General features: G+C 34.0%; 25 protein-coding genes and 1 other RNA gene. 14 read left to right on the top strand and 12 right to left on the bottom strand.

Annotation, left to right across the window (positions count from 1 at the left end):
* Positions 1-760: 760 nt before the first annotated feature.
* Positions 761-2,224, top strand: a complete 1,464-nt coding sequence (gene rpoN, locus ACOOWA_RS17715; protein ID WP_421377234.1) for an RNA polymerase factor sigma-54 — start codon at positions 761-763, stop codon at positions 2,222-2,224.
* Positions 2,225-2,284: 60 nt separating this feature from the next.
* On the opposite strand, the gene ACOOWA_RS17710 is transcribed toward rpoN, so the two are convergent.
* A complete protein-coding gene (locus ACOOWA_RS17710) occupies positions 2,285-2,959 on the bottom strand; it encodes a beta-carotene 15,15'-monooxygenase (RefSeq protein WP_421377232.1) in 675 nt (224 codons plus the stop codon).
* Entirely contained in the window at positions 2,952-3,443 is a 492-nt protein-coding gene (locus tag ACOOWA_RS17705; RefSeq protein WP_034674450.1) for an RNA polymerase sigma factor, read from the bottom strand. Before ACOOWA_RS17705 ends, ACOOWA_RS17710 begins: the two co-directional genes overlap by 8 nt.
* A 180-nt stretch (positions 3,444-3,623) precedes the next feature.
* On the opposite strand from ACOOWA_RS17705, the gene rnpB reads away from it, so the two are divergent.
* Positions 3,624-3,951: RNase P RNA component class A (gene rnpB, locus ACOOWA_RS17700), an RNA gene on the top strand.
* Positions 3,952-4,047: 96 nt separating this feature from the next.
* On the opposite strand, the gene ACOOWA_RS17695 is transcribed toward rnpB, so the two are convergent.
* Both ACOOWA_RS17695 and ACOOWA_RS17690 read right to left on the bottom strand, forming a co-directional pair.
* Complete coding sequence (locus ACOOWA_RS17695; RefSeq protein WP_421377230.1) at positions 4,048-4,917, bottom strand: polyphosphate kinase 2 family protein; 870 nt, start codon at positions 4,915-4,917, stop codon at positions 4,048-4,050.
* A 145-nt stretch (positions 4,918-5,062) separates the two neighbouring features.
* Positions 5,063-5,518, bottom strand: a complete 456-nt coding sequence (locus tag ACOOWA_RS17690; protein ID WP_421377228.1) for a DUF1573 domain-containing protein — start codon at positions 5,516-5,518, stop codon at positions 5,063-5,065.
* A 128-nt stretch (positions 5,519-5,646) separates the two neighbouring features.
* Between ACOOWA_RS17690 and ACOOWA_RS17685 the strand changes: the two genes are divergently transcribed.
* The 6 genes from ACOOWA_RS17685 to ACOOWA_RS17660 all read left to right on the top strand — a co-directional run bounded on the left by ACOOWA_RS17685 (position 5,647) and on the right by ACOOWA_RS17660 (position 12,357).
* Positions 5,647-8,349, top strand: a complete 2,703-nt coding sequence (locus tag ACOOWA_RS17685; protein WP_421377226.1) for a valine--tRNA ligase — start codon at positions 5,647-5,649, stop codon at positions 8,347-8,349.
* Between the two features lie 82 nt (positions 8,350-8,431).
* On the top strand, positions 8,432-9,073 hold the full coding sequence (locus ACOOWA_RS17680; protein ID WP_421377236.1) for a DUF4241 domain-containing protein: 642 nt from the start codon (positions 8,432-8,434) through the stop codon (positions 9,071-9,073).
* 55 nt (positions 9,074-9,128) lie between these two features.
* On the top strand, positions 9,129-10,016 hold the full coding sequence (locus tag ACOOWA_RS17675) for a ribokinase (protein ID WP_421377224.1): 888 nt from the start codon (positions 9,129-9,131) through the stop codon (positions 10,014-10,016).
* Between the two features lie 91 nt (positions 10,017-10,107).
* Entirely contained in the window at positions 10,108-10,947 is an 840-nt protein-coding gene (locus ACOOWA_RS17670) for an alpha/beta fold hydrolase (protein WP_421377223.1), read from the top strand.
* A 135-nt stretch (positions 10,948-11,082) separates the two neighbouring features.
* Complete coding sequence (locus ACOOWA_RS17665; protein ID WP_421377221.1) at positions 11,083-11,727, top strand: HD domain-containing protein; 645 nt, start codon at positions 11,083-11,085, stop codon at positions 11,725-11,727.
* A gap of 39 nt (positions 11,728-11,766) precedes the next feature.
* On the top strand, positions 11,767-12,357 hold the full coding sequence (locus tag ACOOWA_RS17660) for a hypothetical protein (protein ID WP_421377219.1): 591 nt from the start codon (positions 11,767-11,769) through the stop codon (positions 12,355-12,357).
* A gap of 3 nt (positions 12,358-12,360) precedes the next feature.
* Here ACOOWA_RS17660 and ACOOWA_RS17655 read toward each other — a convergent pair whose 3' ends face one another.
* From ACOOWA_RS17655 to ACOOWA_RS17625, 7 genes are all read right to left on the bottom strand, one after another.
* Positions 12,361-13,251, bottom strand: a complete 891-nt coding sequence (locus tag ACOOWA_RS17655; protein ID WP_421377217.1) for a DUF72 domain-containing protein — start codon at positions 13,249-13,251, stop codon at positions 12,361-12,363.
* 147 nt (positions 13,252-13,398) lie between these two features.
* A complete protein-coding gene (locus tag ACOOWA_RS17650) occupies positions 13,399-15,012 on the bottom strand; it encodes a DUF2272 domain-containing protein (protein WP_421377216.1) in 1,614 nt (537 codons plus the stop codon).
* A 193-nt stretch (positions 15,013-15,205) separates the two neighbouring features.
* A complete protein-coding gene (locus tag ACOOWA_RS17645; protein WP_421377214.1) occupies positions 15,206-15,406 on the bottom strand; it encodes a helix-turn-helix transcriptional regulator in 201 nt (66 codons plus the stop codon).
* Positions 15,403-15,852, bottom strand: a complete 450-nt coding sequence (locus ACOOWA_RS17640; RefSeq protein ID WP_421377213.1) for a hypothetical protein — start codon at positions 15,850-15,852, stop codon at positions 15,403-15,405. Before ACOOWA_RS17640 ends, ACOOWA_RS17645 begins: the two co-directional genes overlap by 4 nt.
* A gap of 627 nt (positions 15,853-16,479) precedes the next feature.
* Positions 16,480-18,138 (bottom strand): ribonucleoside-diphosphate reductase subunit alpha, encoded by a 1,659-nt coding sequence (locus ACOOWA_RS17635; RefSeq protein ID WP_421377212.1) that lies wholly within the window; start codon positions 18,136-18,138, stop codon positions 16,480-16,482.
* 449 nt (positions 18,139-18,587) lie between these two features.
* Positions 18,588-18,971, bottom strand: coding sequence for a hypothetical protein (locus tag ACOOWA_RS17630; RefSeq protein ID WP_421377210.1), 384 nt, complete (start codon positions 18,969-18,971; stop codon positions 18,588-18,590).
* 5 nt (positions 18,972-18,976) lie between these two features.
* Complete coding sequence (locus tag ACOOWA_RS17625; protein WP_421377208.1) at positions 18,977-19,951, bottom strand: ribonucleotide-diphosphate reductase subunit beta; 975 nt, start codon at positions 19,949-19,951, stop codon at positions 18,977-18,979.
* Positions 19,952-20,384: 433 nt separating this feature from the next.
* On the opposite strand from ACOOWA_RS17625, the gene ACOOWA_RS17620 reads away from it, so the two are divergent.
* The 4 genes from ACOOWA_RS17620 to ACOOWA_RS17605 all read left to right on the top strand — a co-directional run bounded on the left by ACOOWA_RS17620 (position 20,385) and on the right by ACOOWA_RS17605 (position 25,242).
* Complete coding sequence (locus ACOOWA_RS17620; RefSeq protein WP_421377207.1) at positions 20,385-21,074, top strand: ABC transporter ATP-binding protein; 690 nt, start codon at positions 20,385-20,387, stop codon at positions 21,072-21,074.
* A gap of 205 nt (positions 21,075-21,279) precedes the next feature.
* Positions 21,280-22,509, top strand: a complete 1,230-nt coding sequence (locus ACOOWA_RS17615) for an ABC transporter permease (RefSeq protein ID WP_421377206.1) — start codon at positions 21,280-21,282, stop codon at positions 22,507-22,509.
* A gap of 170 nt (positions 22,510-22,679) precedes the next feature.
* Positions 22,680-23,948 carry an ABC transporter permease gene (locus tag ACOOWA_RS17610; protein WP_421377204.1) on the top strand — a complete coding sequence of 423 codons (1,269 nt, stop codon included), beginning with the start codon at positions 22,680-22,682 and terminating at the stop codon, positions 23,946-23,948.
* A 94-nt stretch (positions 23,949-24,042) separates the two neighbouring features.
* A complete protein-coding gene (locus ACOOWA_RS17605; RefSeq protein WP_421377202.1) occupies positions 24,043-25,242 on the top strand; it encodes an efflux RND transporter periplasmic adaptor subunit in 1,200 nt (399 codons plus the stop codon).
* A gap of 84 nt (positions 25,243-25,326) precedes the next feature.
* On the opposite strand, the gene ACOOWA_RS17600 is transcribed toward ACOOWA_RS17605, so the two are convergent.
* Positions 25,327-25,620, bottom strand: coding sequence for a hypothetical protein (locus ACOOWA_RS17600; protein ID WP_421377200.1), 294 nt, complete (start codon positions 25,618-25,620; stop codon positions 25,327-25,329).
* 138 nt (positions 25,621-25,758) lie between these two features.
* Here ACOOWA_RS17600 and ACOOWA_RS17595 point away from each other — a divergent pair, with 138 nt between their 5' ends.
* Positions 25,759-26,085, top strand: a complete 327-nt coding sequence (locus ACOOWA_RS17595; protein WP_421377198.1) for an ArsR/SmtB family transcription factor — start codon at positions 25,759-25,761, stop codon at positions 26,083-26,085.
* A 59-nt stretch (positions 26,086-26,144) separates the two neighbouring features.
* Positions 26,145-26,618: a DUF6428 family protein gene (locus ACOOWA_RS17590; RefSeq protein ID WP_421377196.1), complete on the top strand. Its 474-nt coding sequence runs from the start codon at positions 26,145-26,147 to the stop codon at positions 26,616-26,618.
* The last annotated feature ends 2 nt before the right edge of the window (positions 26,619-26,620 follow it).

Here is a 26,620-nt window from a genome sequence, read left to right as displayed (position 1 = left end):
AGATTAGAGGAGTTTTTTGTTTTTAAGTTTTACAGTCTCATACAGTCTCATAAAGTTTCATACAGTCTCATACATCTTTGTATCAGACTTTTTTTGGATCTAAACTAAAGGATATGCAAAAAGAATTTAAATTAACAAGTTAAAAGGCAAAATTCAAAAAGCAAAAGCCAAAATTCAAAAAGCAAAAAGCAAAATGCAAAATGCAAAATTCAAAAAGCAAAAGGCAAATGCAAAAAGAAAGCAAAACAACATGCAAAATGCAAGTTTTAATATTCTTAGTTCAATATTTATAGTTCAAAACTGAAACACCAATATCAAAATTAAAACTTCAGAGCTCAAAGTGAAAATTCTAAATTTTCGGCTGCAAATTTAAGATTGATCTCAATGTGTTGATCTGTACTTAAAATACAAATCTTTAAACTTTACATCAATCAAGAATTATCATTTTACGCCTAATTACCCAGCCAGGATAATAACGACTACCTCACAACAAGCAATAGGAAAGGAATAGATTTGGTATGACAAAAATTGAAGTGAGGAGGAAGTATAGCCGGAGAGGTATAGGAAACTCCTGATATGTTGAAGTTTAATCGCCACAAATTCTAAAAAAAACAAATAAGATTTTGTTAAAAAAAAAAGACCAAAACATTTGTTTTGGTCTTCTAAACTTATTACTACAAAAATCGTGCTAAAATCATGATTTTATGAAAAAAAATTATTAAATTCGTAGATGTTATGTTTAACAAACACAAAGTAGAATATGCTAAAACAACATTTACAACTTAAATTAGGACAGAAACTTGCACCACAGCAAATTCAGCTGATGAAGTTGATTCAGCTTCATACTTTGGAATTTGAGGAAGAACTTGAAAGAGAGCTTGAAGAAAATCCGGCACTTGAAGTCGCAAAAGATGAAACTAAAGAAGATGAATATTCTTCTCTGGAAGATAATTATGAAGGTGAAGGTACAGAAAGTATCGAAACAGATTTTGATGTCAATGAATATATATATGATGATGAGCCAAGTTATAAAACGGCTTCAAGTAATTATTCTGCGGACGATGAAGATTTCGACAATGAAAGCTTGCTTACAGAAGGGCAATCGTTGTATGACTACTTAATGGAACAAATTAATCTTATAAATATCAATGAAGAAGATCTGAAAATTGCAGAATATATTATAGGAAATTTAGATACTGATGGATATTTAAGAAGGGAAATTAAGGCAATTGTAGATGATTTAGCATTCTCACAGGGAATTTATACGACCAAAGAAAAGGTAGAGGATATTCTTGAAAATTATATCCAGAAACTAGATCCTTCGGGAGTAGGAGCAAGAGGTTTGCAGGAATGTCTTTTGCTTCAAATTGAAAAAAAAGTTAGCTCTGACAAAGCCGTTTCTCTGGCTGCTAATATTCTGAGATTTCAGTTTGATGCGCTTACGAATAAACATTACAGCAAGATTATTCAAAAATATGATATTGAGGAAGAAGATTTGAAGGATGCTTTGGAAGAAATTGCAAAATTGTCTCCGAAAGTTGGCGGCAACTTTGATACCCAAACCATTACTATCAATCAGGAGATTATTCCCGATTTTGTTATTCAGGTGAAAGAAGGGCAGGTTATTCCGATGCTGAATAGCAAAAATGCACCGACTTTAAGAGTTTCTGAGGAATACAAAGATATTTTAACAACATATTCCCACGATAAGAAATCTTCGGAACACAAACAAGCTGCTTTATTTATTAAACAAAAACTGGACGCTGCAAAATGGTACATTGATGCAATTAATCAACGCCAGAATACTTTGCTGCAGACCATTACTGCTATTGTAAAATTCCAGTATAATTATTTTATTACTGGTGACGAGAAGTCGTTAAAACCAATGATTCTAAAAGATATTGCCGATATTACCGGTTTTGATATTTCTACCATTTCAAGGGTTGTAAAAAGTAAATATGCAGATACACCAAACGGTATTCTTTATCTTAAAGATTTGTTTTCTGACAGTTTAACTAATGATGATGGTGAAGAAGTTTCAACAAAGGAAATTAAAAATCATCTCCAGGAAGTAATAAGTAAAGAAAACAAGAGAAAACCTTTAACGGACGATGCTTTGGTCGTTATTCTGAAAGAACAGGGTTATAATATTGCCCGAAGAACAATTGCAAAATACCGCGAACAGCTAAATATTCCGGTTGCAAGATTGAGAAAAGAACTTTAAAATAGAAAAGCATTTCGTATTTGAAATGCTTTTTTTTATACAAAATATTTAATATCATTCTTAATCTTCCTGAGATTCTATTTCTTTTAACTGATTTAAGTTTTTATCGAGTCTGCTCATAATAATTCCGTAAACTAAACGATAGTAGATCCAAATAAGAATAACACATAAAATTGTACTTACAACGATTCCGACAATAAATCCGGTAAAAGATGAGCTGTTGAGTTCAATGTTTTGAGCATTCAGGATATAAAAAGTAAATCCTATTAATGCGGTTATTAAAATTAATAATAATCCTATGTTGGTTAGGATAAATGCATTTACTGTTTTTTTGAAAGTAATTATTCTTAAAATAAACAGTTTAAGATCTTCCTCGATTTTAATTTTACGATAGTTTTGATAGAATTTAAATACAAAAAAACCTGTAACCAAGAGGCTTACAATTTTTATAATTAAATAAATATTGTCAAGCTTATTAACAAGCTGACTATCTTTCTGAACGCCCATTTTTTCTAAAATATTCAGAAAGCTGTCTGATTCGTTACTTTGTATCAGATAAAATACACCCAAAATGCTAAAAAATAAAAATTCTACCACACTAATCCAGAAAATGTATTTCATATAATTGCGTGACTTTTTATTGAGCATTTTCAGAATCTCATTATTATCGTATTTCGGTTGAACCGGTTGTTCCTGCCAGGTTTTCTTAAAGCTGTCTAAATCAAATTCAGGCATGTTTTTCCATTTTTTCTTTAAGGATTTTTTTTAATCTGTTCATTTTTACACGCGCATTCACTTCAGTGATGCCTAAATTTTCAGCAATATCTTTATAAGGCAAATCATCAAGGTACATCATTACAATGGCTCTTTCTACGTTCGGCAAAGTTTTGATTACGGTGTAAAGAAGTGAAATTTGCTGCTGCTTGTCATCGTCATCCTCAATAAAATCTCTGTGATTAATGTCGAGCTCGTTGGTTTGTAAACTTTTACTTTTTTTCCTGAAAAGAGTGATTGCTGTATTAAGCGCTACACGGTACATCCATGTAGAAATTTTTGAATTTCCTTTAAAAGAATCATAGCTTCGCCAAAGCTGTAAAACAATTTCCTGAAAAAGATCTTCCTCATCTTCCAGAGAATTGGTATAAAGACGCGAAACCTTGATAATCAATCCCTGATTATCTTTTACAAGCTGCGCAAATTCTTTCTCTTTAGAAATCAAAATAAATGTATAACGGCACGAAGATAATAATTATTAGTCAATTGTGAATTTTACTTTGTAAGTCAAATGTGAATTTTATTTTTTGAAAGTTTAATTACAAAGTTTCAAAAATTAACAACGAAGAGAATTGACCACTCACAGTTCACTTTTTATATATGTAATTCCTTATCTTTGCAGCCATGAGAAAATCGGCTTGTTGATTCTTATTTCGGTAAGGGTAGGAAAGTCCGGACACCATAGAGCAGCAAAGCGGATAACATCCGTCATCCGTGAGGATAGGACAAGTGCAACAGAAAGCAGGTACAGTTCGGCTGTAGTGAAACCAGGTAAACTCTTTGCGGTGCAATGATAAGTATATCGGTTCTTTTCAGCAATGAAAATAGGGGCGGCTCGTCCTGAAAACCGAGGGGTAATCAGCTCAAGTTTTGCAGCAATGTAAAGCGTAGATAAATAACAGGCATCCCGAATTTTCGGGAAACAAAATCCGGCTTATAGATTTTCTCGTGTTTTTTTCCAAGTTGGAAGCTAGAGGCTGGAAGAGGGAAGATTTTTTAACGCAATGATTGTAAATCTCCATCTTCAAGCTCCCGTCTTCCATCAAAATTTATTCACTTTCCAATTGTTTTTTGGCATCATCCAAACCAGCTTTGTCTTCTTTGGAAAGTTCCGGAAATTTCAAATCCATTTTTTCTAAAGTATCAATGATGATTTGAATTGCCGAAAGTCTTGCAAACCATTTATTGTCAGCAGGTATTACATACCAAGGTGCTTCATCTTTTGAAGTTTCATTAATAGCAGTTTCATAGCAATTCATGTATTCATCAAACAAAGCTCTTTCCGGAAGATCTGAAGCAGAGAATTTCCAGTTTTTTTCTTGTTCGTTAATCCTGTCTAAGAGCCTTTTCTTTTGCTCGTCTTTTGAAACATGAAGAAATATTTTCACAATCGTAGTTCCGTTTTGAGCCAAATGTTTTTCAAAATTTCTGATGCTTTCGTATCGGTTTTCCCAGAATTTTTTATCGAAATCTTTTACAGAGCTCCAGGTTTTTTCGCTTAAATTATATTCGGGATGCACTTTACAAACTAAAACACTTTCATAATGCGAACGGTTGAAAATCCCAATCATTCCTTTTTGTGGTAAAGCTAAATAATGTCTCCATAGAAAATCATGCGAATATTCTTTAGAACTTGGTGTTTTAAAACTTGTCACATTACAGCCTTGCGGATTTACGCCACCAAAAACATGTTCTATTAAACTATCTTTTCCTGCTGCATCCATTGCCTGAAGTACAACCAAAAGAGATTTACTTCCATCTGCATACAATTTCTCCTGAAGTTTACGAAGTTTTTCTTTTTCCTGAATTAATATTTGTATACCTTCCTCTTTAGTAAGTTTTCCTTTATATTCTGTCGAAGTTTTTTTTATTGAAAATTTTCCTTTTATCTGAAAGTCGTCAGAGAAATTATTACTCATGTTTTTTATATTAAAGTTTAGAATTAAATTTTTAATGTTTACAGATGCCATCAGCTGAAATCGATCAACCATCAACTAAATCAAACATAAATGTAACAAAAAAACCGCCTCGATTGAGACGGTTTAAGATTTTTTTGAGTAAAAATTATTTTTTAGCTGCAAGTTTCGCTGCTTTTTTATCAGCCTTTGCTTTAGCTTTTTGTTCTGCAGCAGTTAATGGCTTTGGTTCTGGAGCATTAGCGTTTACATCCCCTTTAATGTAGATTACGCTTCTGCTGTTTACCGGGTCATTAGAAAATACTTCAATCATTTTGTTGAATGCTCCAGGATTAGCTGTGTTGTATCCAACTTTAATTTTAGCAGATTTTCCAGGTGCAATAGGATCTTGGCTAAATTCAGGAGTAGTACATCCGCAAGATGGTTTTACGTTTGAAAGAATCAAAGGCTTATCACCCGTATTCGTTACTGTAAAGAATCTTGTACCGTCAGCGTTTGGCTTAATTGTACCGTATTCATAAGTAGTTCTGTCGAATGTAATCGTCTGCGCAGTTGCTAATGCAAATGTTCCGAATAATGCAATTCCTGCAAATAAGTTTTTCATATTCTTGAATGTTAATATGTTTGTTAGATAAATTTTGAGAAACAAAGTTAAAAATTATTTTAATTAATGCTTACATTTTTTTACTTTAAACTATTTTTGCAAATTATAAGTTAAAGAAACCAGAATTTATGCAGATTTCAGAAAAGTATAATCCACAGGAAACAGAACAAAAATGGTACAGTTACTGGCTGGAAAACAAATATTTCCACTCAGAGCCCAACGAAAAGCCACCTTATACGATTGTAATTCCGCCGCCAAACGTCACAGGAATTCTTCACATGGGGCATATGTTGAATAATACCATTCAGGATATTCTGATTCGTCGTGCAAGAATGCAGGGTTTCAATGCTTGTTGGGTTCCGGGAACAGATCACGCTTCTATTGCTACAGAAGCGAAAGTTGTTGCTAAACTGAAGTCTGAAGGAATCAATAAATCTGATATTACAAGAGAAGATTTTTTGAAGCACGCTTGGGAATGGACAGATAAATACGGCGGAACCATCCTTGAACAATTGAAAAAGTTAGGATGTTCTTGTGATTGGGACAGAACCCGTTTCACCATGGAGGAATCTCTTTCTCAACAGGTAATTAAGTCTTTTGTTGATCTTTATAATAAAGGATTAATTTATCGTGGATACAGAATGGTCAACTGGGATCCGGAAGCAAAAACCAATATTTCTGATGAAGAAGTAATCTTCAAAGAACAAAACGGAAAATTATATTTCCTTAAATATAAAATAGAGGGAACGGAAGAGTTTCTTTCTGTTGCTACAACGCGTCCTGAAACAATTTTCGGTGATACCGCAGTATGTATCAATCCTAATGATGAGAGATATGCTCATCTGAAGGGTAAAAATGTTATTGTTCCGATTGTAAATAGAGTAGTTCCGATTATTGAAGACGAATATGTGGATATTGAATTCGGAACAGGTGCTTTAAAAATTACACCGGCTCACGATATCAATGACTATGAAATCGGAAAGAAACATCAGTTGCCCATGATTGATTCTTTGGATGATGACGGAAATTTGAATGATCACGGTCAACATTACACCGGAAAAAACAGGTTTGATGTTAGAAAGCAAATTGCAAAAGAACTAGAAGAAAAAGGACTTTTGCTAAAGGCAGAAGAGTATGTAAATAAAGTAGGAACTTCAGAAAGAACAGGTGCAGTAATTGAGCCTAAAGTTTCTGTTCAGTGGTTTTTAAAGATGTCTGAAATAGCAAAACCTGCTTTAGATGTTGTAATGGATGATGAAGTAAAATTCTACCCTGAAAAGTTCAAAAATACCTATAAATATTGGATGGAAAACATCCGTGACTGGAATATTTCCCGTCAGCTTTGGTGGGGACAGCAAATTCCAGCTTTCTATTACGATGAGGGAGAAAATGATTTTGTAGTCGCTGAAAACATAGAGGAAGCTTTAAAATTAGCCAGAGAAAAAGCTTCCAACTCCGAACTTCCAGCTTCCAGCTTAAGGCAAGACGAAGACGCTCTTGACACATGGTTCTCATCATGGTTGTGGCCAATGTCAGTTTTTGATGGATTGAATGATCCTGAAAATAAAGACATCAATTATTATTACCCAACTTCAGACCTAGTAACAGGTCCTGATATTATTTTCTTCTGGGTTGCCAGAATGATTATGGCAGGATTGGAGTACAGAAAAGAAGTTCCGTTCAAAAATGTATATTTCACAGGAATTGTAAGAGATAGAATTGGCAGAAAAATGTCTAAATCTCTTGGGAATTCACCAGATCCGTTAGATTTAATTGAACGTTACGGAGCTGATGCAGTAAGAGTAGGTATTATGATGAGCTCTGCAGCCGGAAACGATTTGAAATTTGATTCTGAGCAGATTGATGAAGAAGGAAATGTTTTAACTGAAAAGCAGGTAAAACAGAGAATGGAAGAAGGTAAAGAAGCTATTTATACTTCGCCTCTTTGCGATCTGGGAAGGAATTTCGGCACAAAAATCTGGAATGCCTTCCGATTGATCAACATGTGGAATCATGAAGATAAATCTGCAAACCAAACTGAAATTCAGACGATAGAGTGGTTTGAAAACCAATTGGATAAAACGATTGCTGAAGTGAATGACCAATTCAGTAAATTTAGAATTTCTGATGCTTTAAATTTACTTCAAAAATTAGTTAAGGATGATTTCTGTGGTTGGTATCTGGAAGCCATTAAGCCTAATTATGGTGAAGGTATTTCCAAAGAAGTTTATACAAAGACTATTTATTTATTTGAAGAACTAATGAAGTTGCTTCATCCATTTATGCCTTTCTTGACGGAGGAATTGTGGCAGGCGATTTCAGAAAGAAAAATTGAAGATGCATTGATGATTTCTCAGCAAAAGAAGTCTGAAGCTTTTAATGAAGAAGTGATCAGGAAATTTGAAACTGCTCAGGAATTTATCTCCGGAATAAGAAATTACCGTCAGACGAAAGGAATTTCTCCAAAAGAAGCTGCGGAAATTTACACCAATGCTACAGAATTAGCCAACGAATCTGTTATCAGAAAACTGGCAAATGTTTCAGAAATTCACTTCGGAACAAAAACAGACAAGCCAAGCTTCACATTTTTGGTAGGTTCAACAGAAATTTCAATTCCATTAAGTGAAAACTTAGATTTAGGAGAAGAAAAAACGAAAACAGAAGAAGAATTAAAATATCTAAAAGGATTTTTAATTTCTGTTGATAAAAAACTTTCCAACGAAAAATTTGTTGCCAATGCAAAGCCTGAAATTGTAGAATCTGAGCGCAAAAAACAAAAAGATGCTCAGGACAAGATTGCTATTCTGGAAGAAAAATTAAAGACATTGTAGGATGATGGAAGCTGGATGTCAGATGATTTTAAGTCATAATCAAAACATCCAGCTTCCATCATCAAACACCCAGCAAAAAATAATGATACACTTAGAAAATATACAAAAACTCTTCTCAAAAGACTTTGTTGAAAGTCCGTTGTTGGAGAGTTTTGAAGTCGGGAAAATATATCTTTCCACTGGGAAATTGGTTGCTTGCGATCCTTTGATTACAAATGATATGCAGCCGTTTTCTACTGAATTTCCAAAAGGAGATTTTCAGGTTTTACTTCATAAAGAAAGAGAAAGCAACTGTGTTGCGTATGCTGAAATTATCTTTAGCAATTCAAAAATTTCGTCATGGAAATTGGCAACAACAAAAGAACAAAATATAAAAGATCTTGCCGAAGGTGAAGTTTACGGTTATCCCGTAGAAAGCGGAATGGGGTGTTTTATGGATGTTCAGACTCAAGAACAGCTTAATCTTTTAGAACAAAAACTTTTCCAGAGAAAAGGGGATGATTTTATGGGGATTTATGAAGAATTTTTTCATGAGCATTTCTTTGATGAAAACGGCGCCATAGATCAGTTCTCATTTTTGAAGCCTAATGAAGAAAATCCAGGAAATATTTTTGCTTTCGAAACCGGTTACGGAGAAGGTTTTTACGCAAGTTACATCGGGTTTGACGAAAAAAACAATCCGGTAAAAATTATTACTGAATTTATTGAGATATTGGTGAACTAAAATTGCTTACTTTTAAAGCCTTGGTTTTTAATTGACAAGACTAAGATGATAAATTATGAATTTTTCTTCAGAGCATCCAAAAATTATAGTTGTAGGCAGTTGTTCGCTGGATTTGGTATTATATGCGAATAAAATCCCTTTGTGCAACGAAACGGTAATTGCAAATCACTCTGAAAATTTTTTTGGAGGAAAAGGTGCCAATCAGGCAGTTGGTACAGCAAGATTAGGGGCAAGCGTTTATTTTATCGGCTGTGTAGGAATTGATCCTTTAGGACAGCAGATCATGCGAAATCTGGTAACAGAAAATGTGAATGTTGGTTTTGTGTATGAAACTGATCAGCAATCGACCGGAATTGCATACGTTACGAGCTGCAACGGAGATTTTTCTATTGTTGTAGATCCTGCAGCAAACAAAACGGTGACTATTAAACAAATCAATGATGCCGAAAAATATATTCAAAGCTCGGATCTTGTTCTTTTGCAACTGGAAATACCGATGGAAGTGGTAGAATATACGGTAAAAAAATCAAAAGATTTAGGCAAAATGGTCGGTTTATATGCTTCACCGGGTAAAAAGCTCGACGAAGGGATTCTTGATCAGGTTAATTTTATTGTGGCGAAAAGTAATGAGCTTTCTATCATTTTCGGGGAAGATAAAAGAGAAGAAATTCTGAAAAAATATTTTAATAAGCTTTTTATAAGAGACGAAACCAATTCAACCATTTATTTTGACGGAACTGAAATGAAGTATTACCGAAATGAAAATGAGAGTATGGTCTACAAAATGGGAATGGGAGACGCTTTTACTTCAGGTTTTGCAGTCGCTTTATGTCATCAGAATACGATTGAAAACTGCGTAAAATTTGGCAATTTGGTTTCTTCAAAAGTTTCCACCGGAAAAGGGGCGCAATCTGCACTGCCTTATCTTAAAGATTTAATTTAAACTTTATTTAATGCATATTGAAATGTCTTTAAAATAAAGATTTATAATACTAAATAGTCCACATTTGATGTGGATTTTTTTATTTCTTATTATGGAAAAACTCATACTGATTACAAAAGATCAAACTCAAATTGCTGCACATTTATTTAAGCCTGAAAAATCTAACGGGAAAATCATTCTGATCAATTCAGCAACGGGTGTAAAACAACACGTGTACTTTTCTTTTGCTCAGTTTTTTGCTGAAAACGGATTTACTGTAATTACTTATGATTATCGTGGAATCGGGCTTTCAAAACCGCTGAAAATGAAAAATTTTAAGGCTTCCATGCGAACTTGGGGAAATGAAGATTTTAAAACGGTTACTGAATTTATCATTAAAAATTTTGCCGATTATGAGAAATTTTGTCTTGGGCATTCAGTTGGTGCTTTAATTATTGGAATGAATAAGCATTCTAAAATTTTTGAGAAATTCATCTTCGTTGCTACACAAAATGCCTACATCGGAAACCTAAAATGGAAGACAAGACTGGAAGCTTTTTTCGGTTTCGGAATTGCTCAGCCATTTTTCACGGAGTTATTTGGTTATTTTCCAGCACATTGGTTCGGATTGGGAGAAAGTCTTCCAAAAAATTGCGCTTATGACTGGAGAACCTTAATTTTGAACAGGAAATCTACCGGAAAATTACTGCTTAAAACTGCAGATTTTTCTAAAGATTTGGATCAAAAAGTTTTAGTTCTATATGCTGAAGATGATGTTTGGTTAACCGAAAAAGGGGTAAAAAATCTTCTTACCGAAACTTATCCTAATCTAAAACCAGATTATAGATTTTTAAAAACTTCAGAGTCTGAAAGAGGAGAAATCGGTCACATCAATTTCTTTAGAAGCTATAATAAAAAACTTTGGAGTGTTATTTTAAATGAAATTCTTTAGATGGATTTTCGCTGATTAAGATTTATTTAAAAAATCAGCCACGAATGCACGAATTTTAATGATATTAAAGTTGATTGTTTAAATAAATTCGTGCATTCGTGGCAAAAAAATAATTCAATATAATTTAAATTAAAAATGAACAATATCATACAAAACACTATACAATTTGTGAAAGAAAAGCTGGAAGGCGCCGAAGCAGGTCACGACTGGTTTCACATCGAAAGAGTGTGGAAAATATCTAAAAAAATTGCTCAGACTGAAGCATGTAATTTTGAAGTTGTAGAACTTGCAGCTTTGTTACACGATATTGCCGATCCGAAATTTCATGACGGAGACGAAACTTTAGCTTTAAAAATTTCTAGAGGATTTTTAGAAAATCAGAATGTAGATAAAGAAATTATTCAGCAGGTTTTATTTGTAATTCAGAATATTTCATTTAAAAATAGAGGAGAAGCACCTAAAGATGTACCAATTGAATTGAAAATAGTTCAGGATGCCGACAGAATCGATGCCATTGGTGCGATTGGAGTGGCAAGAACGTTCAATTTTGGTGGTTTTAAGAATAATTTAATGTATCATCCCGACATTCAGCCCAAGCTAAATATGTCGAAGGAAGAATACAAAAAGTCAAACGGAACGACGGTTAACCATTTCTACGAAAAATTATTGCTTTTGAAAGATTTAATGAACACCGATGAAGGCAAAAAATTAGCCGAAGAAAGACATCAGTTTATGCTGACTTTCCTCGACCAGTTTTTGAAAGAATGGAATGTAGATTAACGTTCTGAAAAACTCTCTCGAAATAAGTATCTTTGCGGTATGGGATTTATCATTTTTGTTATTTTTCTGTCACTTGTTTTCTCTCTCTTTTTTTCAAAACTGAAAAAAGGAAAGTTGGGTCAGTTGGCGAAGCTTTTCAGAATTGCGAGCGTGGTTTTTGCAGTTTCTGTTTTTACGTATTGGTTCATCCAAAAATCGGCGGTGAGAATTGTTAATAATTCCCTGTCTTTGCAGGTGATCAATAAACTTCCGCAACCTTTAGATTTCTATGTCATTAACATTAATAATCTCGATAAAAATACACCTTTAGAAACCCAGCATATCGGGAAAATACGCCCCGAATATTACAGAATTGAATATCTGAAAATGAATAAATCTGATGAATACTGGATTGCAGGATATTTAGGCAAAAAAAATCTCGTTTATTTTTCCCAGCATTCTGTTCCGAATAAAAACATGGATCAGATGATTGAAGTTCAGAATTATATTATTCAAAGCGAAAAACTATCCGCTATTGCAAAAAAAGAAATTGAGGAAGACGGTTATCAAAATATGTTGATGGGAATCTGGGTAACGCTTTGTTTTCTTTTGCTGTTCCTGAATTTTGTTTTACTAGTCAGAAAGAAATAAAGTTTAGAACAGACTTGGCATATTTTCCTGTCCCATTTTAGGAATTAAAAGCTCAGTTTTCCATTCTTTATTTAAATTTTCAATAAAATAAGCTGAAAGTAATGGTGATGCTTTTTCAATATTCTGGTGAACGAAAAAATAGAGATTCTGAAGACCTTCTTTTTTCCATGTTGTAAGATGTTTCAGCCAATCGTTTAATCTTTCGTAATCGCTTTCTGCGTTGGCTCCAACGTATCTTATGAACGCATTTGGCGTCGTCAGTCTCATGTGAAGCATATCTCTTCTTCCTGCGGTATCTACGATAATATTGGTGATATTATTGTCCTCAAAAAGCTGACAGGTTTTATCAAAAATTTCTTCATCCGTAAACCATTCCGTATTTCTGAGTTCGATGGCTAAAGGAACTTCTTTTGGCCATTTACTAACAAATTGCTCCAGTCTTTCATAATCTTTAGGTTTAAAGTTATCATGAAGCTGAAGGAAAACCATTCCCAGTTTTTCATCAAAATTCAAAACTGCCGTTGCAAATTGCGTAACAACATCATCAATATTTAAAAGTCTTCTGAAATGTGAAACCGTATTCGTAATTTTTGGAAAAAACTTGAAATCTGCCGGTGTTTTTTCTTTCCAGGTCAGAACCTGTTCTGAACTCGGCAAAGAGTAAAACGTAGCGTTTAATTCAATGGAATTGAACTGCGTTGCGTAATACGTTAATTCGTCTTTTGTACCTTTCGGGTAAAAGCCTTTCAAATCTGTTTTATTCCATTTTGCACATCCGATAGAAATATTTTCAAGTCCTTTTTTGTTCTGTTTTAAAACTTCTTTCGTTCTTGGATGATCTTTTGGTAGTGTAAAATCTATTTTTGAAGGGTCTTCTACTTGTCCGAATTTCATTTTATGATGGTTTTTCTAATAACAAAGATAGCAGAATTCTGTTATTTAAGTTTAAAAATTAAAAATAAAATCCTCCCAAATTAAAAGCTTGGGAGGTGAGTGAAAATGTTTTTAAAGTATCATAGCAGGATAAATATTTTACCTCAATTAAATTTCCTGAATGTTGTTATCCGTTATATATTTTTCAACTTCCATCAAAAGTTTATTACAGATTATTTTAATTTCGGCTTTGTATTTTTCGTTTTTAATAGGTCCCCAATGTGTGCTTGTATTTCTCATGGCAACGGCAGTAAATTCTACAGCAAAACCAGGACATTCTTTAGATAATTGCTGAAAATATCTTCCTTCGCCAACTCCGTAATTTGCCCAATTTGCAGCACTACAGCTTTGTTCTTTAGCAAAAACTTCTAAGAAACCTTTGGGATTCTGAATGTAATTTTTGAAAATTTGTGGAAGTATTGGGTGTACACTTCTTACGTTATAACTTGTCTGAAATAATCCTGCTTCTGTAGTATCTGCGCTGGTGTTGTTTGCTCCCGGATCTTTTCCGCAACAATGTCTGCCGCTGCTTTCTCTGAGTCCTAAACCAAACATAAGAACGAACAAATATCTTAATCTTTCAGTTTCATTTGCAGAAATAATATCAATATCTACAGAAGTGAATTCTGACTGAAATTTTTTCAAAGAATCTTTGCTGCTGTTTCCGGAAACAGGTTTTGCCATTTCTTTTACAATCACATCATTTTTTTTCAATCGACAGTATAATCTTCCGTACATCAATGCCATACCCTGATAATAGCCGAGCTTTGCAGTTCCGTTTGCCCAGTTTGTACCTGCAATTCCGGAATTTTGTACAATATCTAATACAGCATCATTGGGAAGATCTCTATATTTATCTAATAAAGGCTGAAGGATCTCAAATTTTAAATATTTTCCTGAAACCCAGGCCGAGGAATTTTCATTTTTAATTTCAAACCAATAGTATTTTTCATCTTTACTTTTTGTTTCAACAATTATTTTGTCTAAAAAAGTAAGCGAGTAGTTTTTGTTTAAAGTTCCTACGATTTCAGAATTTATAGAAGGTTTTTTTCTTATATTTAAGTTATCTACGGTTACCGTAAACTTTTGGGAATTGTCACTAATTGGAAGTTCAGATTTTCTGCTGTCTTTCAATTTATTTTCCAAAACGGCAAACCATTGAAAGCGTTGGTCTGTCAATTTACCATCTGTAATTTGCAGGTGTTTTTTAGAAACTGAATCATCAACGTTCCCTCCAATTACGATGATCTCGTTGGCATTTACTTCTACCACGATATCTGAATGAGAACGATACCAGTTTGGGCGGTTGTCATAATCTACTCCAGACTGTCTGGAGTAGCATACCAAATCACCAACTTTGGGTTTGTAATCTGAAATTTTGTGTCCCCAAAATGCAAATTCAGCATCATTCTGTTGTTTCGCTTTTATCGCCTTGTTGATATAATCGCAGTGTGCATCTGAGTATAAAAAGTGATTTTGTAAACCTGCCTTTTTCATAATGTAGGAAATAAATGCAGCAGACCATGCGTAATCAGTGTTTTTACCGGTAAGTTTTTTGTTGTTAACGCCAAAATCCCAATATCTTCCTACTCTTTGCCAATATCCTTCATCAGTTTCTGTTTTCCCTTTTTTTATAAAATGACCAGCCTGATTGATTTCCTGTTGATTGAAAAAAATCCATTCTTCAATTGCATACGTTGTAATTTGTTCTTTTAAGCTCATAGTTTTTATTTTTTAGGTTTTTATTTCACTACATTTTTTGATAATTATTTTGAATTGAAACTGTCTAATTACCTTTCAAAGTTGCTGTTTACTTTTAAACATCGCAATTACCTATTTGTGTAATTTTTAAAATCAAGCACAAAAAAACCGCAGAAATAATCTGCGGCTAAACATGTAAGGTTTTTAATTAAATTCAATCTCCTTCTTGCAGCTCAAAAATATCCTCCACCTTCTTCCCAAAATGCTTCGCAATTTTCAAAGCTAAAACTGTCGAAGGAACATATTTTCCGGCTTCCATAGCGTTGATGGTCTGTCGTGAAACGCCAATTACTTTTGCTAAATCTTCCTGCGTAATGCTTTTTAAAGCCCGTTCAATTTTAATGGTATTTTTCATTTTTTCAGCAATAAATAATTAAATCTGAAAATATACAAAACCAATGGCAGAAACATAATCAGAATCATCACGGTTAAAAATAGACTTCCAAAAACAGTCAGAAATAATAAAAGAACAATAGAGTAGGAGACAATTAAACTCCAGAAAACTGATTGTAAACGAAGACTTGAAATATATTCATCCTCAATTTTCTCTTTCGAAAATCCTACCAATATTCCGCCGATGATAATTAAAATCCCAAAAAGATTTGGAAATAAATCTATTTCAGTAGTTTTCAAAAAACCTTGATTTTTATCGCCAAAAAATCCTGAATTATAAACAACGGGCAATGAGATTTGAAAATCCATAATTCCTGAGAGGGAAATCATTCCCAAAATCATTGATGGGAGAAAAATAAACCAACCGATGATTTTAAAACGGTTCGGGAAAAGTTGTAATGTTTTCATGTTGTAAAATTTTATTTCAACAAATGTAAAAAATATTTTACAATATGTAAAGTTTATTTTACTTTTTGTATTTAACCACAAAAGTTTTAGAGAAATATTTATTGGTATTAAAGTTCAGATAAGCTAAATGCAGATATTTTCAAAAGATTTTTAATTCCCTTTTTGATTTTGTTAGTGAAAGATTTCAATCAAGAAGCTTACAAAAGCGACCTAAGAGATTGAATGGTCATTAAAATTTATAAAGTGTAATACGGTCAGCTTATTTGCTCTTTCAAAAGTCCTCATTTAAACTTCTCTTTTATGACTTTTGTGGTTAAGAATTTTGAGTTTAAATCAAAAAAAACCGCAGAAAAAATTTCTACGGTTTTTCTTATATTAATGAATGATTAATTATTACAAAATCTTTCCCATTCAACATCAATAAGATTTTTTATTGAATTAGGCAGTTTATTGTTTACTTCAGCAAGAAAAATTTTATTATTTAGAGAGGAAAATATACAACATTCATCGTAACTAACCATTGCCTCCTTAAAAATTTCTTTGTTATCTTCTTCGATTTTTTTTAAATTAAATCGAATTTTTCTGTTCCAGCAAATAAATCGAAATTATTGTTCATAATATTCTAAATTAAGCTTCACAAGCCGAACAGCTCACAAAATTCACCATCATTTCCTTAGAAACAGACGAACTTCTCTGGTAATACAAAGTTTTAACGCCTTTCTTCCAGGCCTCGATATAAAGATAATTTACGTCCTTCACAGGCATTGTAGAAGGAATCTGTAAGTTCAGTGACTGAGCCTGATCGATATACTGCTGTCTTTGTGCAGCCTGAGAAATAATCTCCATAGGAGAAATTTCTTTAAAGGTTTTGAATACCGCTTTCTCTTCGTCAGTAAGTTCAGTTAAATGCTGTACAGAACCGTGATTCAACATAATTGTTCTCCACGTTTCCTCGTTGTCAAGGCCTTTTTCTTCCAATAATTTAGCAAGATATTTATTCTTACGCATGAAATTACCTTTAGCCAAGCCAGCTTTGTAGTAATTCGATGCAAAAGGCTCAATTCCAGGAGAAGTCTGTCCCAAAATCGCCGAGCTTGAAGTGGTAGGAGCAATCGCCATTACCGTTGTATTTCTCATTCCGTAACCTTTCAGCAATTCAGGTTCACCGTAGATATTTGCCAGTTCTTTCGAAGCAATATCTGCCTGAGTTCTGATGTGTTTGAAAGCTCTTGCATTAAACTGCGTTGCCTCAAAACTCTCAAACGGAATCATATTTTTCTGCAGGTAAGAATGGTAGCCCAAAACTCCCAAACCAAGTGCTCTGTGACGCATGGCAAAGTCTCTCGCTCCTTTCAGGTAATAATTTCCTTCCGTTTTTTCGATAAATTCAGATAAAACAGCATCAAGGAAATAGATCGCCAATTGTACGGCATTCGTATCTTTCCACTCGTCATACAATTCTAAGTTCATCGAAGAAAGACAGCAGATAAAAGATTCTTCTCTTGTAGAAGGAAGCATAATTTCCGAACAAAGATTACTCGCATTAATGGTTAAACCAAGATCTTTATACACCTGAGGTTTGTTTCTGTTCACATTATCAGTAAACAAAATATATGGAAGACCTTTTTGCTGACGGCTTTCCAAAACTCTCGCCCATATTTTACGTTTGTCGGCGTCACCGTCGATCATATCCTGCATCCAGTAATCCGGCACACAAATTCCTGTAAACAGGTTCTGAATCGGACTACCAATATCTTTAATGGATAAAAATTCTTCAATATCACCGTGATCAACATCCAGATACGCTGCAAAGGCACCTCTTCTAACGCCACCTTGCGAAACAACGTCCATCGAAGTGTCAAAAAGCTTCATAAACGAAACCGCTCCTGAAGATTTTCCGTTATCGGTAACGGCAGTCCCTCTATTACGAAGTTCCCCGAAATAACCCGAAGTTCCACCCCCGATTTTCGTCTGCATAATCACCTCACCCATTTTGTGGGTAATTCCCTCAATACTGTCCGGAATATGCACATTAAAACAAGAGATTGGAAGACCTCTCTGCGTTCCCATATTCGCCCAAACAGGAGAAGAAAAACTGATCCAGCCTTTCATAATCATTTCCTTGAAAGCCGGTTGAAGCTCAGGTTTATACAATTTTTTTGCTGCTGCGGTGGTAATTCTGTCGATCGCTCCGTCTACGGTTTCCCCTTTCAGAAGGTAGCCTCTGTTAAGCATTTGTTCAGACTCTTCGTTGAGCCACCAGATATTGTTGTTTTGTTCTTCCATTTTTTATATTGTAAAATGCAACTTGTGCATTGTTATGTTAATTTTTTTAGGAGCAGAAAATTTTATCTTTCTGTTCGCTTGTCTACCTGCTTTCGCTACTCGCTTTTTTCTTTTGCAAAGAAAAAGAGCTCAGACATGCCGCTCAATCAGGGCTAATTTTCACTTTTCGTCCTTCTTTACCCTGCCATTGCGAGGAACGAAGCAATCTGTTGATAAGTTTTGGCTAAAGCCAAATGAATTTCTTCTTTTTACAAACGGGCTAAAGCCCGTTCCTATTGAATTGTCCCTCAAACCTCATAGGTTTCCAAAACCTATGAGGTTTTTTTTCAGGGCTATCAATCATTTCTGTCATTGCAAGGAATGAAGCAATCTCATCTTCACAAAGATGCTTCGACTTCGCTCAGCATGACATCTCTAATTATCGCTTGTACTCTAATTAATTTGAGCTTCTAACAATTTCTGTCTATAGTTTTCGTCAGTCCCTTCAAAAAAGATTTATAAAAATTATTATTAAATATTTTCAATAAATCAATAAACGTGTTTAGTTTTTTAATTTTATACTGCAAATGAATTAATGAATTAGCTTCATAATTTTCACTAAACATTATAGTTTGTAAATCAACTAAATCTTCTGTATTTTGATTATACCAGTTAGCTAAAAAGCTTCCAATTAATTTAGTCTGTTTAGGAGTGAAAATAAAGTCAGAATTATTTTTTTCAATTTGATCTACAATAACTCTCCCTTCTTCTTTTGTCTTTTCAGAATCATATTGCTGAATACCTAACAGACAAGATTCTTCAAGTAGACTGAATTGGTTATTACTTAGCTTCATTTTATTTAAAAAAGATCATTCGCCGTAATACTCTTATCATGCTTCGTATAATCCACTGGTCTTTTTGCGAAGAAATCATCCATAGAATTAGCGAAAACTTCCTCTTCAAACCACTTCATCGGGCTGTATTGTTCTGCCGTCGTGTTGTAACGTTTTTCCATGTTGATTTTGGTTAAACTTTCGTCCACACGGTATTTCATAAAGTTGATCAAATCCTGTTTTGAGAATTTATCAAGTTCACCTAATTCAAAAATCCAGTCCAGAATTTCTCCTTCCAGTTCGATAGATTGGTCTACCAAAGTATAAATATCTTCGATGTCAGAATCAGTTAAAAGATCAGGCTGCTCTTCACGGATTTTGTTGATCAAATAAATTCCACCGTTTGCATGAATCTGCTCATCAATTGAAGTCCAAGCAATAATATTGGAAACATTTTTCATGTAACCTTTAAATCTTGTAAACGAAAGAATAATGGCAAACTGAGAGAATAAAGACACATTTTCAATCAGAATACTGAACAATAAAAGAGAAGAAACATACTCTTTCGGAGTTGCAGAATTGGCGTGTTTCAGAACATTTCCTAAGAAATCAATTCTCTTTTTCAGAGCAGGAACTTCCACAACGTGCATAAATTCTTCATTGTACCCCAAAACCTCAAGTAAACGAGAATACGCCTCCGAATGACGGAACTCACATTCTGCAAAAGTAGATCCTAAACCGTTCAGTTCCGGCTTTGGAAGGTGGTTGTAAAGGTTTCCCCAAAATGATTTTACCGAAACTTCGATCTGAGCAATTGCCAAAAGTGCATTTTTCACTGCATTTTTTTCGTGCGGCTCCAGCTGCGACTGGAAATCCTGTACATCTGCCGTAAAATCTACTTCTGAGTGCACCCAGAACGACTTGTTGATGGCTTCTGTAAACTGAAGAACTTCAGGATACTCAAATGGCTTGTAGCTTACTCTTTTGTCGAAAATTCCCATATTGTAAATATTATGTCTTTTGTTTTTGTAAAAAATAGAATTTTGTAAACACTTTCAAATAATTGATAAATGTTTGATTTTTTGAAAGTTAATAATGTGATGAATTGATTTTAAATCCCCATTACTTTCTTTCAGAATATACCTACAAAGTTAGAAAATGAACACTGATTTTGAAAGGGGTAAAGACTAATTGGTTGACTTTTAACTCTAAAAGTTTTCCACATTTACATGAAACTCCCTTTACTATTGGATTAGAGGAACTTAACCACCTCAAACAAATTGCTTACGTGATTTTTAATTAAACATAAGTTTTTAAGTATTTGATTTATAATTGATAATGTATTAAACATGCTTAAAATAAAAAGAATTTTCCAAACTTGTAACAAAATGATTGTGATGGCTACTTATAGGGTATAAAAACATCCAAAGCTTAATGTTAGTAATTCAGGATCTACATAAATCATACGATACAGGGAAGAGTAAACTTCACGTTCTCAAAGGGATTAACCTCAATATTTCTGAGGGTGAATTTGTCTCTATTATGGGAAGTTCAGGCTCAGGAAAATCAACATTACTGAATATTATCGGAATTCTGGACGAGAAAGATTCAGGAGTGTATGAGCTGGACGGAATTCCTATTGAGCACCTTAATGAAGTGAAAGCTGCAGAATACCGTTCAAAATTTTTGGGTTTTGTGTTCCAGTCTTTCAATTTGATAGGATATAAAACAGCGATAGAAAATGTTGCGCTTCCTTTATACTATCAAAATGTTTCAAGAAAGGAGCGTAATATTAAGGCTATGGAATATCTTGAAAAAGTAGGTTTAGCACAATGGGCAAATCATTTACCCAATGAATTATCAGGTGGACAAAAACAAAGAGTTGCCATCGCAAGAGCTTTAATTACCAATCCGAAAGTGGTTTTGGCGGATGAGCCAACCGGCGCACTGGATTCCAAAACTACGCACGACATTATGAAATTGCTTCAGGATATCAATAACGAAGGCAAAACCATCATCGTGGTAACTCATGAAAACGACGTCGCAGCACAAACAAAAAGAAACGTCATTTTACGAGACGGAATTATTGAGAGTGACGAGTTTATAAAGCAGATTGTTTTGTAGGAGGAAGATGGAAGCTGGGTGTTGGAAGTTTTACGACTTCATTATTTTCAGAGTCTGTCAGAATAGCAAAGAAACGATGTAAAAAATAAAAAAATAAGCGGGAAGTTTGGAGACATTTATCACCAAACTTCCAGCATGAAGTTTAAATATCAGCGGTAAATTTGGAAACATCCAGCTTCCGGCTTCCCGCTACAAACCAAAAAATATGTTTGACCTAGATCGTTGGCAGGAGATATTCAGTTCGATTCGCAGTAATGTATTGCGGACGGTTCTTTCTGGCTTTACTGTAGCATTAGGACTGTTTATTTTTATCGTTCTTTTCGGGATTGGTAAAGGTTTGCAGAATGCTTTTACCGAAGGCTTCGCAAGAGACGCTCAAAACCTGATTACTATTGTCACTGGTAAAACGACGATTGCCTATAATGGTTTGCAATCTGACCGGGAAGTAACGATGAATAATGATGATTACGATTTTTTGGTTAATACGGATAAAGAAAAAGTGGGCTATGCAAGCCCAAGATACACAGCCAGTCTTTTGGTAAAGTATGGTAAAGAAAGCGGTAATTATCAAATCAACGGTGCAGTGCCCGATGAAAAATTCATTGAAAACAGGAAGCTTTTGGATGGAAGATATCTTTCACCAAATGATCTAAAAAATAAACAACAGGTTGCGGTAATCGGTAGAATGGTGCAGCGAGATTTAATTAAAAACGGAAATCCTGTAGGAAAAGATATCGACATAAACGGAACAATGTTCAAAGTGGTTGGCGTTTTTTCAGATGATGGTGGTGATTGGGATGAAAGGCATATTTCTATACCAATTTCCACATTACAGCAAATGAAAAAAGGTTCAGATACAGTAAGTACAGCTTTTATTGCCTATGATGAAAAACTGACCCCCGATCAAGCTATAAAATATGGAGACGAGCTAAAAGAGAGGTTAAAATCCAGAAAAAGTGTATCGCCAGATGACGAAAATGGAGTCCGTGTTTGGAATAACGCCCAGAACATGAGTGATACGTTTGTTTTTATGGCAGTTTTAACGGCAATTGTAGGGTTTATCGGTCTTGGAACTCTATTGGCAGGAATTATCGGAATCAGCAATATCATGGTTTATATTGTAAAAGAAAGAACCAAAGAAATTGGAGTACGAAAAGCTATCGGAGCCAAACCGGGAAGTATTGTCGGATTGATTGTTCAGGAAAGCGTTGTCATCACTGTAGTTTCTGGTTTAGTGGGAGTAGGAATCGGAATTTTAACATTGCATCTGATTGGAGACAGTCTTGAAACGTACTTTATAAAAAATCCAAGTGTTGGAACTACGGAAATCGTAATGGCATTTGTAGCATTGGTTTTTTCAGGCTTAATTGCAGGATTTGTTCCAGCTTACAGAGCTTCGAAAATTAAACCGATTGAAGCGTTGAGAACGGAATAGGAGAAAAGTGAATGGTGAATCTTCAATTTTGCTTCGCAAGTGAATTTTTATATAATTAATTCACAATTGACTTGAAGAAATTGACAATTGACTCATATTAATTCACATTAAAAATAATTGACAAGCGAAGCATATTCACTTTTACAAAGTAAAAAATTGACATTTTAAAGATGAACATTTTATTTAGCAAAGATACATGGCAGGAAATTTATTATTCTCTCCGGAATAATAAGCTTCGTACCTTTCTCACCATGATTGGTGTGGGATGGGGAATGTTCCTTTACGTAAGTCTTCTCGGAGCTGCCAAAGGAATGGAGAATGGTTTTGATAAACTGTTTTCAGGTTTTGCTACCAATACTATTTTTCTCTGGGCACAAAATACCTCAATTCCATATGACGGTTTTCCCAAAGGACGACAAATGAATTTACGTCTTTCTGATATTGAATTGTTAGAAAGAAAAGTTCCTCAGGTTGATTATATTTCACCCCAAAACTCACGCGGAAACTTCGGAAGTGCCGGTGAGCAAATGTCCAGAAACGGAAAATATGCAACTTATACCTTAACCGGAGATTCACCAATCGGAAATAAAATTTCAGAGAAAAAGCTGATTTTCGGGCGTTATTTAAATGATGCCGATATGTCGCAAAATAAAAATGTGGCAGTAATAGGTGAAGAGATTTATAAAAACTTTTTTGATGCTAAAAAGAAGGAAGATCCTCTCGGAAAATCAATCAATGTAAAAGGTGTTTTCTTTAATGTGATTGGGGTTTTCAGAGTGAAAAGAGGCGGTCCCATGGAAAATGACCGTACAGCGTACATTCCGCTTTCTTCATTTACCAGACTGTTTAATAACGGTGATAAGATCGATGTGTTTTCTGTAGTAAGTAAACCAGATGCTGAAGTGAGTGATGTTGAAGTTAAAGTGAAGGATGTTTTAAAAACTAAAAATAAAGTGTCACCAGACGATACCAATGCTTTCGGAAGTTTTAATCTCGGTAAAGAATTTAAAAAACTGACTGGTTTTCTTGATGGAATGCAGCTTCTTACGATTATTGTTGGAACATTAACGATTCTTGCCGGAGTAATTGCAATCTCAAATATTCTTTTGATTACGGTAAAAGAGAGAACCAAAGAAATAGGAATCAGAAGAGCTTTAGGTGCAAAACCTGCAGAGGTACGTAATCAGATTTTGCTGGAAAGTGTTGTCATTACGCTCTCGTCCGGTCTTTTAGGATTTTTGTTCGGAATTATGTTATTGATGGGATTAGATATGGCTACACAAGGACAGGATAATTTTCCGTTCTATAATCCTACAGTGAATTATGGGAATGTCTTCAGTGCAATGACGATTATGGTTATTTTAGGATTGATCATTGGGATGATTCCTGCACAGAGAGCGGTGAAAATTAGACCAATTGAGGCTTTAAGATCTGAATAGATTGGAAAGAGCCAAATAAAAAGTAAAAAGAATCAAGTAAAAACACAACCGTCTGAAAAATGGTTACGATTTAAATTAAAAAAATAAACTACATATGAAAAAGAAGTTCAGCTGGAAAAAAGCAATTTACATTATCCTTGGAGTTGTTTTCTTAGGTGTACTTGTGATGGGAATCAGCTACTTGGTGAAATCAAATTCGAAGCAGACTGAAGCTTTCCTTACAAGAAAAGCAACCATTCAGAATATGGAAGATAAGGTAATGGCAACCGGAAAAATTATTCCTAAAGAAGAAATTGAAATCAAACCCAACATTGCAGGAATTATTGATAAAATTTTGGTGGATGAAGGAGATAGAGTAGAGGCAGGACAATTGATAGCTACAGTAAGAATTATTCCAAATATTGCGGAGGTAAACAATGCAACGCAAAATGTTCAGAATGCACAGCTTCAAATCAATAATGCCAAAGCTAATGTTTCTAATATGCAGACTCAATTTGCAATGTCTGAGAAATTATATAAACAAGGTGTAATTTCAAAACAGGAGTATTTAACGGCTCAACAGCAATTATATACACAGCAACAGGCACTTAAAAATGCTAATCAGCAATTGGTCACTGCGCAAAAATCTTTACAGATTGTGAAAACCGGTGCTATTCCGGAGTTGCAAGGTTTAGCGACAACACAGATTCGGTCCAAAGCTGCAGGAACTGTTCTTGAAGTTCCGGTAAAAGTTGGAAGTCAGGTAATTGAAGCAAATTCATTCAATGCAGGAACAACAATTTGTTCGATTGCAGATTTGAATTCATTGATTTTCCAGGGAGAAATTGACGAAGCTCAGGCAGGAAAATTAAAGCAGGGAATGGATATGAAAATCGTAATTGGTGCTCTTCAAAACAAATCTTTCCCAGGCACGCTTACCATGATTGCTCCGAAAGGAAAAGATGAAAACGGAACAATAAAATTCCCTGTAGAAGGTGATGTAAAAAACCCAAACAACGAATATATCAGAGCCGGATTTTCTGCGAATGGCGAAATTGTTTTAAAATCTGAAAAAAATGCATTGCTTTTGGATGAATCTTTAATTCAGTATGAAAAGAAGAACGGAAAAGACGTTCCTTTCGTTGAAGTAAAACAAAAAGACGGGAAATTCAAAAAAGTGAATGTAAAGCTTGGCGCAAGTGACGGAATTAATGTTCAGATTCTTTCAGGAATCGATAAAAATGCAGATGTGAAAGTCTGGAATCCTTCCGATAAAGACAAAGAAGAATTGAAAGAAAAGGCTAAGAAGAAATAAGCAGTTTCTCTTTTAGATAAATCGAAAAGTCCCAAATTAATTGGGACTTTTTTATTGTTTTAGCTTTAAAAATGAAGTTGAGAATTAGCTTAAAAATTTGATTTCTTTATCTTTAAAATCATTTTTCTCCACAATTTTATTCATCGTGCTCATCATTTTTCTGCGAAGTTTAGCCAATTTTCTGATGTTTTTATCTTCGCTGTAATCAAAAATATTGTCTTTAAAACTGAAAGTGTCACCATCTTTAAACTCGATATTGTTTTTTTTCATTTCTCCCAAAAGCATGAGATTGGTCATACTTTCAAGAACGTAATGTTCAGAGTTTTCTAAAGATTTTAAGGTGTTAATCAGTTGTTTTTTATATTTTTTCTTTCCCATAATATCAAGTTCGTTATTTTTCTTTAATGATGCAAATATACTTTTTTCAAGATAATACTTTTTTTTAATATGATAATACTAAAAATTAATATTAAAATAAAATTTATATCGTAATATTGCAATATTAAATTAAATAAAATGGGCGCTACTAAAACAGAACATTTCACAGAACAGCAAAACAGAATCGCAATTATTGCCAAAGCGTTGGGGCATCCTGCAAGAATTGCTATCATAGAATATTTATTAAAAGTAAATGAATGTATCTGCGGCGATATTGTGAATGAACTTCCTCTCGCTCAGCCAACTGTTTCCCAACATTTGAAAGAACTTAAAAACGCAGGAATCATCAAAGGAAATATTGAAGGAAATTCTATTTGCTATTGTATCGACGAAAAAACCATAGAAATTCTTAATTCTTATTTTTCAAACATTATTGATACGGTTTCCAAATCGAAATGCTGTTAAAAAAAATTGGACTAGTTAATCGTAATATTGCGATTTTAATAAATTAAAAATACATAAAAATGAATCTTAATCAAATTAAAGAAATCCTGCAAACATTGGAAAATGTAGAATTTCAACTGGAAAACGGAACTTTTGTTCCTGAACATTTCCACGTGACAGAAGTGGGACAGATTACTAGAAACTTTATCGATTGTGGTGGGATCATTCGCAAAGAAAAAGTCGTGAATTTACAGCTTTGGAATGCAGATGATTTTGAACACCGCTTAAAACCATCAAAATTATTGAATATAATCAAACTTTCTGAAGAAAAACTAGGCATCGAAAATGCTGAGATCGAAGTAGAATATCAAACCGAAACAATAGGAAAATACGATTTGGAATTTAACGAAAAAAAATTCATTCTGAAAAATAAAAAAACTGCTTGTTTGGCTGAAGATGCTTGTGGAATTTCTGCAGAAAAACCGAAAATAAAATTATCCGAATTACAATCAAATTCTGCTGATTCTTGTTCACCGGGAAGCGGATGTTGCTAAAA

The organism is Chryseobacterium sp. GP-SGM7 (assembly GCF_049166575.1).
Lineage (GTDB): Bacteria > Bacteroidota > Bacteroidia > Flavobacteriales > Weeksellaceae > Chryseobacterium.
The sequence above is the reverse complement of the archived record's forward strand: the minus strand, read 5'-3'. Positions and strand labels throughout refer to the sequence as shown.

Excerpts from the sequence above, each read along its gene's own strand:
- rpoN (WP_421377234.1), top strand. The coding sequence starts at position 761 with ATGCTAAAACAACATTTACAACTTAAATTAGGACAGAAACTTGCACCA.
- ACOOWA_RS17710 (WP_421377232.1), bottom strand. The coding sequence starts at position 2,959 with ATGCCTGAATTTGATTTAGACAGCTTTAAGAAAACCTGGCAGGAACAA.
- ACOOWA_RS17695 (WP_421377230.1), bottom strand. The coding sequence starts at position 4,917 with ATGAGTAATAATTTCTCTGACGACTTTCAGATAAAAGGAAAATTTTCA.
- ACOOWA_RS17690 (WP_421377228.1), bottom strand. The coding sequence starts at position 5,518 with ATGAAAAACTTATTTGCAGGAATTGCATTATTCGGAACATTTGCATTA.
- ACOOWA_RS17685 (WP_421377226.1), top strand. The coding sequence starts at position 5,647 with ATGCAGATTTCAGAAAAGTATAATCCACAGGAAACAGAACAAAAATGG.
- ACOOWA_RS17680 (WP_421377236.1), top strand. The coding sequence starts at position 8,432 with ATGATACACTTAGAAAATATACAAAAACTCTTCTCAAAAGACTTTGTT.
- ACOOWA_RS17675 (WP_421377224.1), top strand. The coding sequence starts at position 9,129 with ATGAATTTTTCTTCAGAGCATCCAAAAATTATAGTTGTAGGCAGTTGT.
- ACOOWA_RS17670 (WP_421377223.1), top strand. The coding sequence starts at position 10,108 with ATGGAAAAACTCATACTGATTACAAAAGATCAAACTCAAATTGCTGCA.
- ACOOWA_RS17665 (WP_421377221.1), top strand. The coding sequence starts at position 11,083 with ATGAACAATATCATACAAAACACTATACAATTTGTGAAAGAAAAGCTG.
- ACOOWA_RS17660 (WP_421377219.1), top strand. The coding sequence starts at position 11,767 with ATGGGATTTATCATTTTTGTTATTTTTCTGTCACTTGTTTTCTCTCTC.
- ACOOWA_RS17655 (WP_421377217.1), bottom strand. The coding sequence starts at position 13,251 with ATGAAATTCGGACAAGTAGAAGACCCTTCAAAAATAGATTTTACACTA.
- ACOOWA_RS17650 (WP_421377216.1), bottom strand. The coding sequence starts at position 15,012 with ATGAGCTTAAAAGAACAAATTACAACGTATGCAATTGAAGAATGGATT.
- ACOOWA_RS17645 (WP_421377214.1), bottom strand. The coding sequence starts at position 15,406 with ATGAAAAATACCATTAAAATTGAACGGGCTTTAAAAAGCATTACGCAG.
- ACOOWA_RS17640 (WP_421377213.1), bottom strand. The coding sequence starts at position 15,852 with ATGAAAACATTACAACTTTTCCCGAACCGTTTTAAAATCATCGGTTGG.
- ACOOWA_RS17635 (WP_421377212.1), bottom strand. The coding sequence starts at position 18,138 with ATGGAAGAACAAAACAACAATATCTGGTGGCTCAACGAAGAGTCTGAA.
- ACOOWA_RS17630 (WP_421377210.1), bottom strand. The coding sequence starts at position 18,971 with ATGAAGCTAAGTAATAACCAATTCAGTCTACTTGAAGAATCTTGTCTG.
- ACOOWA_RS17625 (WP_421377208.1), bottom strand. The coding sequence starts at position 19,951 with ATGGGAATTTTCGACAAAAGAGTAAGCTACAAGCCATTTGAGTATCCT.
- ACOOWA_RS17620 (WP_421377207.1), top strand. The coding sequence starts at position 20,385 with ATGTTAGTAATTCAGGATCTACATAAATCATACGATACAGGGAAGAGT.
- ACOOWA_RS17615 (WP_421377206.1), top strand. The coding sequence starts at position 21,280 with ATGTTTGACCTAGATCGTTGGCAGGAGATATTCAGTTCGATTCGCAGT.
- ACOOWA_RS17610 (WP_421377204.1), top strand. The coding sequence starts at position 22,680 with ATGAACATTTTATTTAGCAAAGATACATGGCAGGAAATTTATTATTCT.
- ACOOWA_RS17605 (WP_421377202.1), top strand. The coding sequence starts at position 24,043 with ATGAAAAAGAAGTTCAGCTGGAAAAAAGCAATTTACATTATCCTTGGA.
- ACOOWA_RS17600 (WP_421377200.1), bottom strand. The coding sequence starts at position 25,620 with ATGGGAAAGAAAAAATATAAAAAACAACTGATTAACACCTTAAAATCT.
- ACOOWA_RS17595 (WP_421377198.1), top strand. The coding sequence starts at position 25,759 with ATGGGCGCTACTAAAACAGAACATTTCACAGAACAGCAAAACAGAATC.
- ACOOWA_RS17590 (WP_421377196.1), top strand. The coding sequence starts at position 26,145 with ATGAATCTTAATCAAATTAAAGAAATCCTGCAAACATTGGAAAATGTA.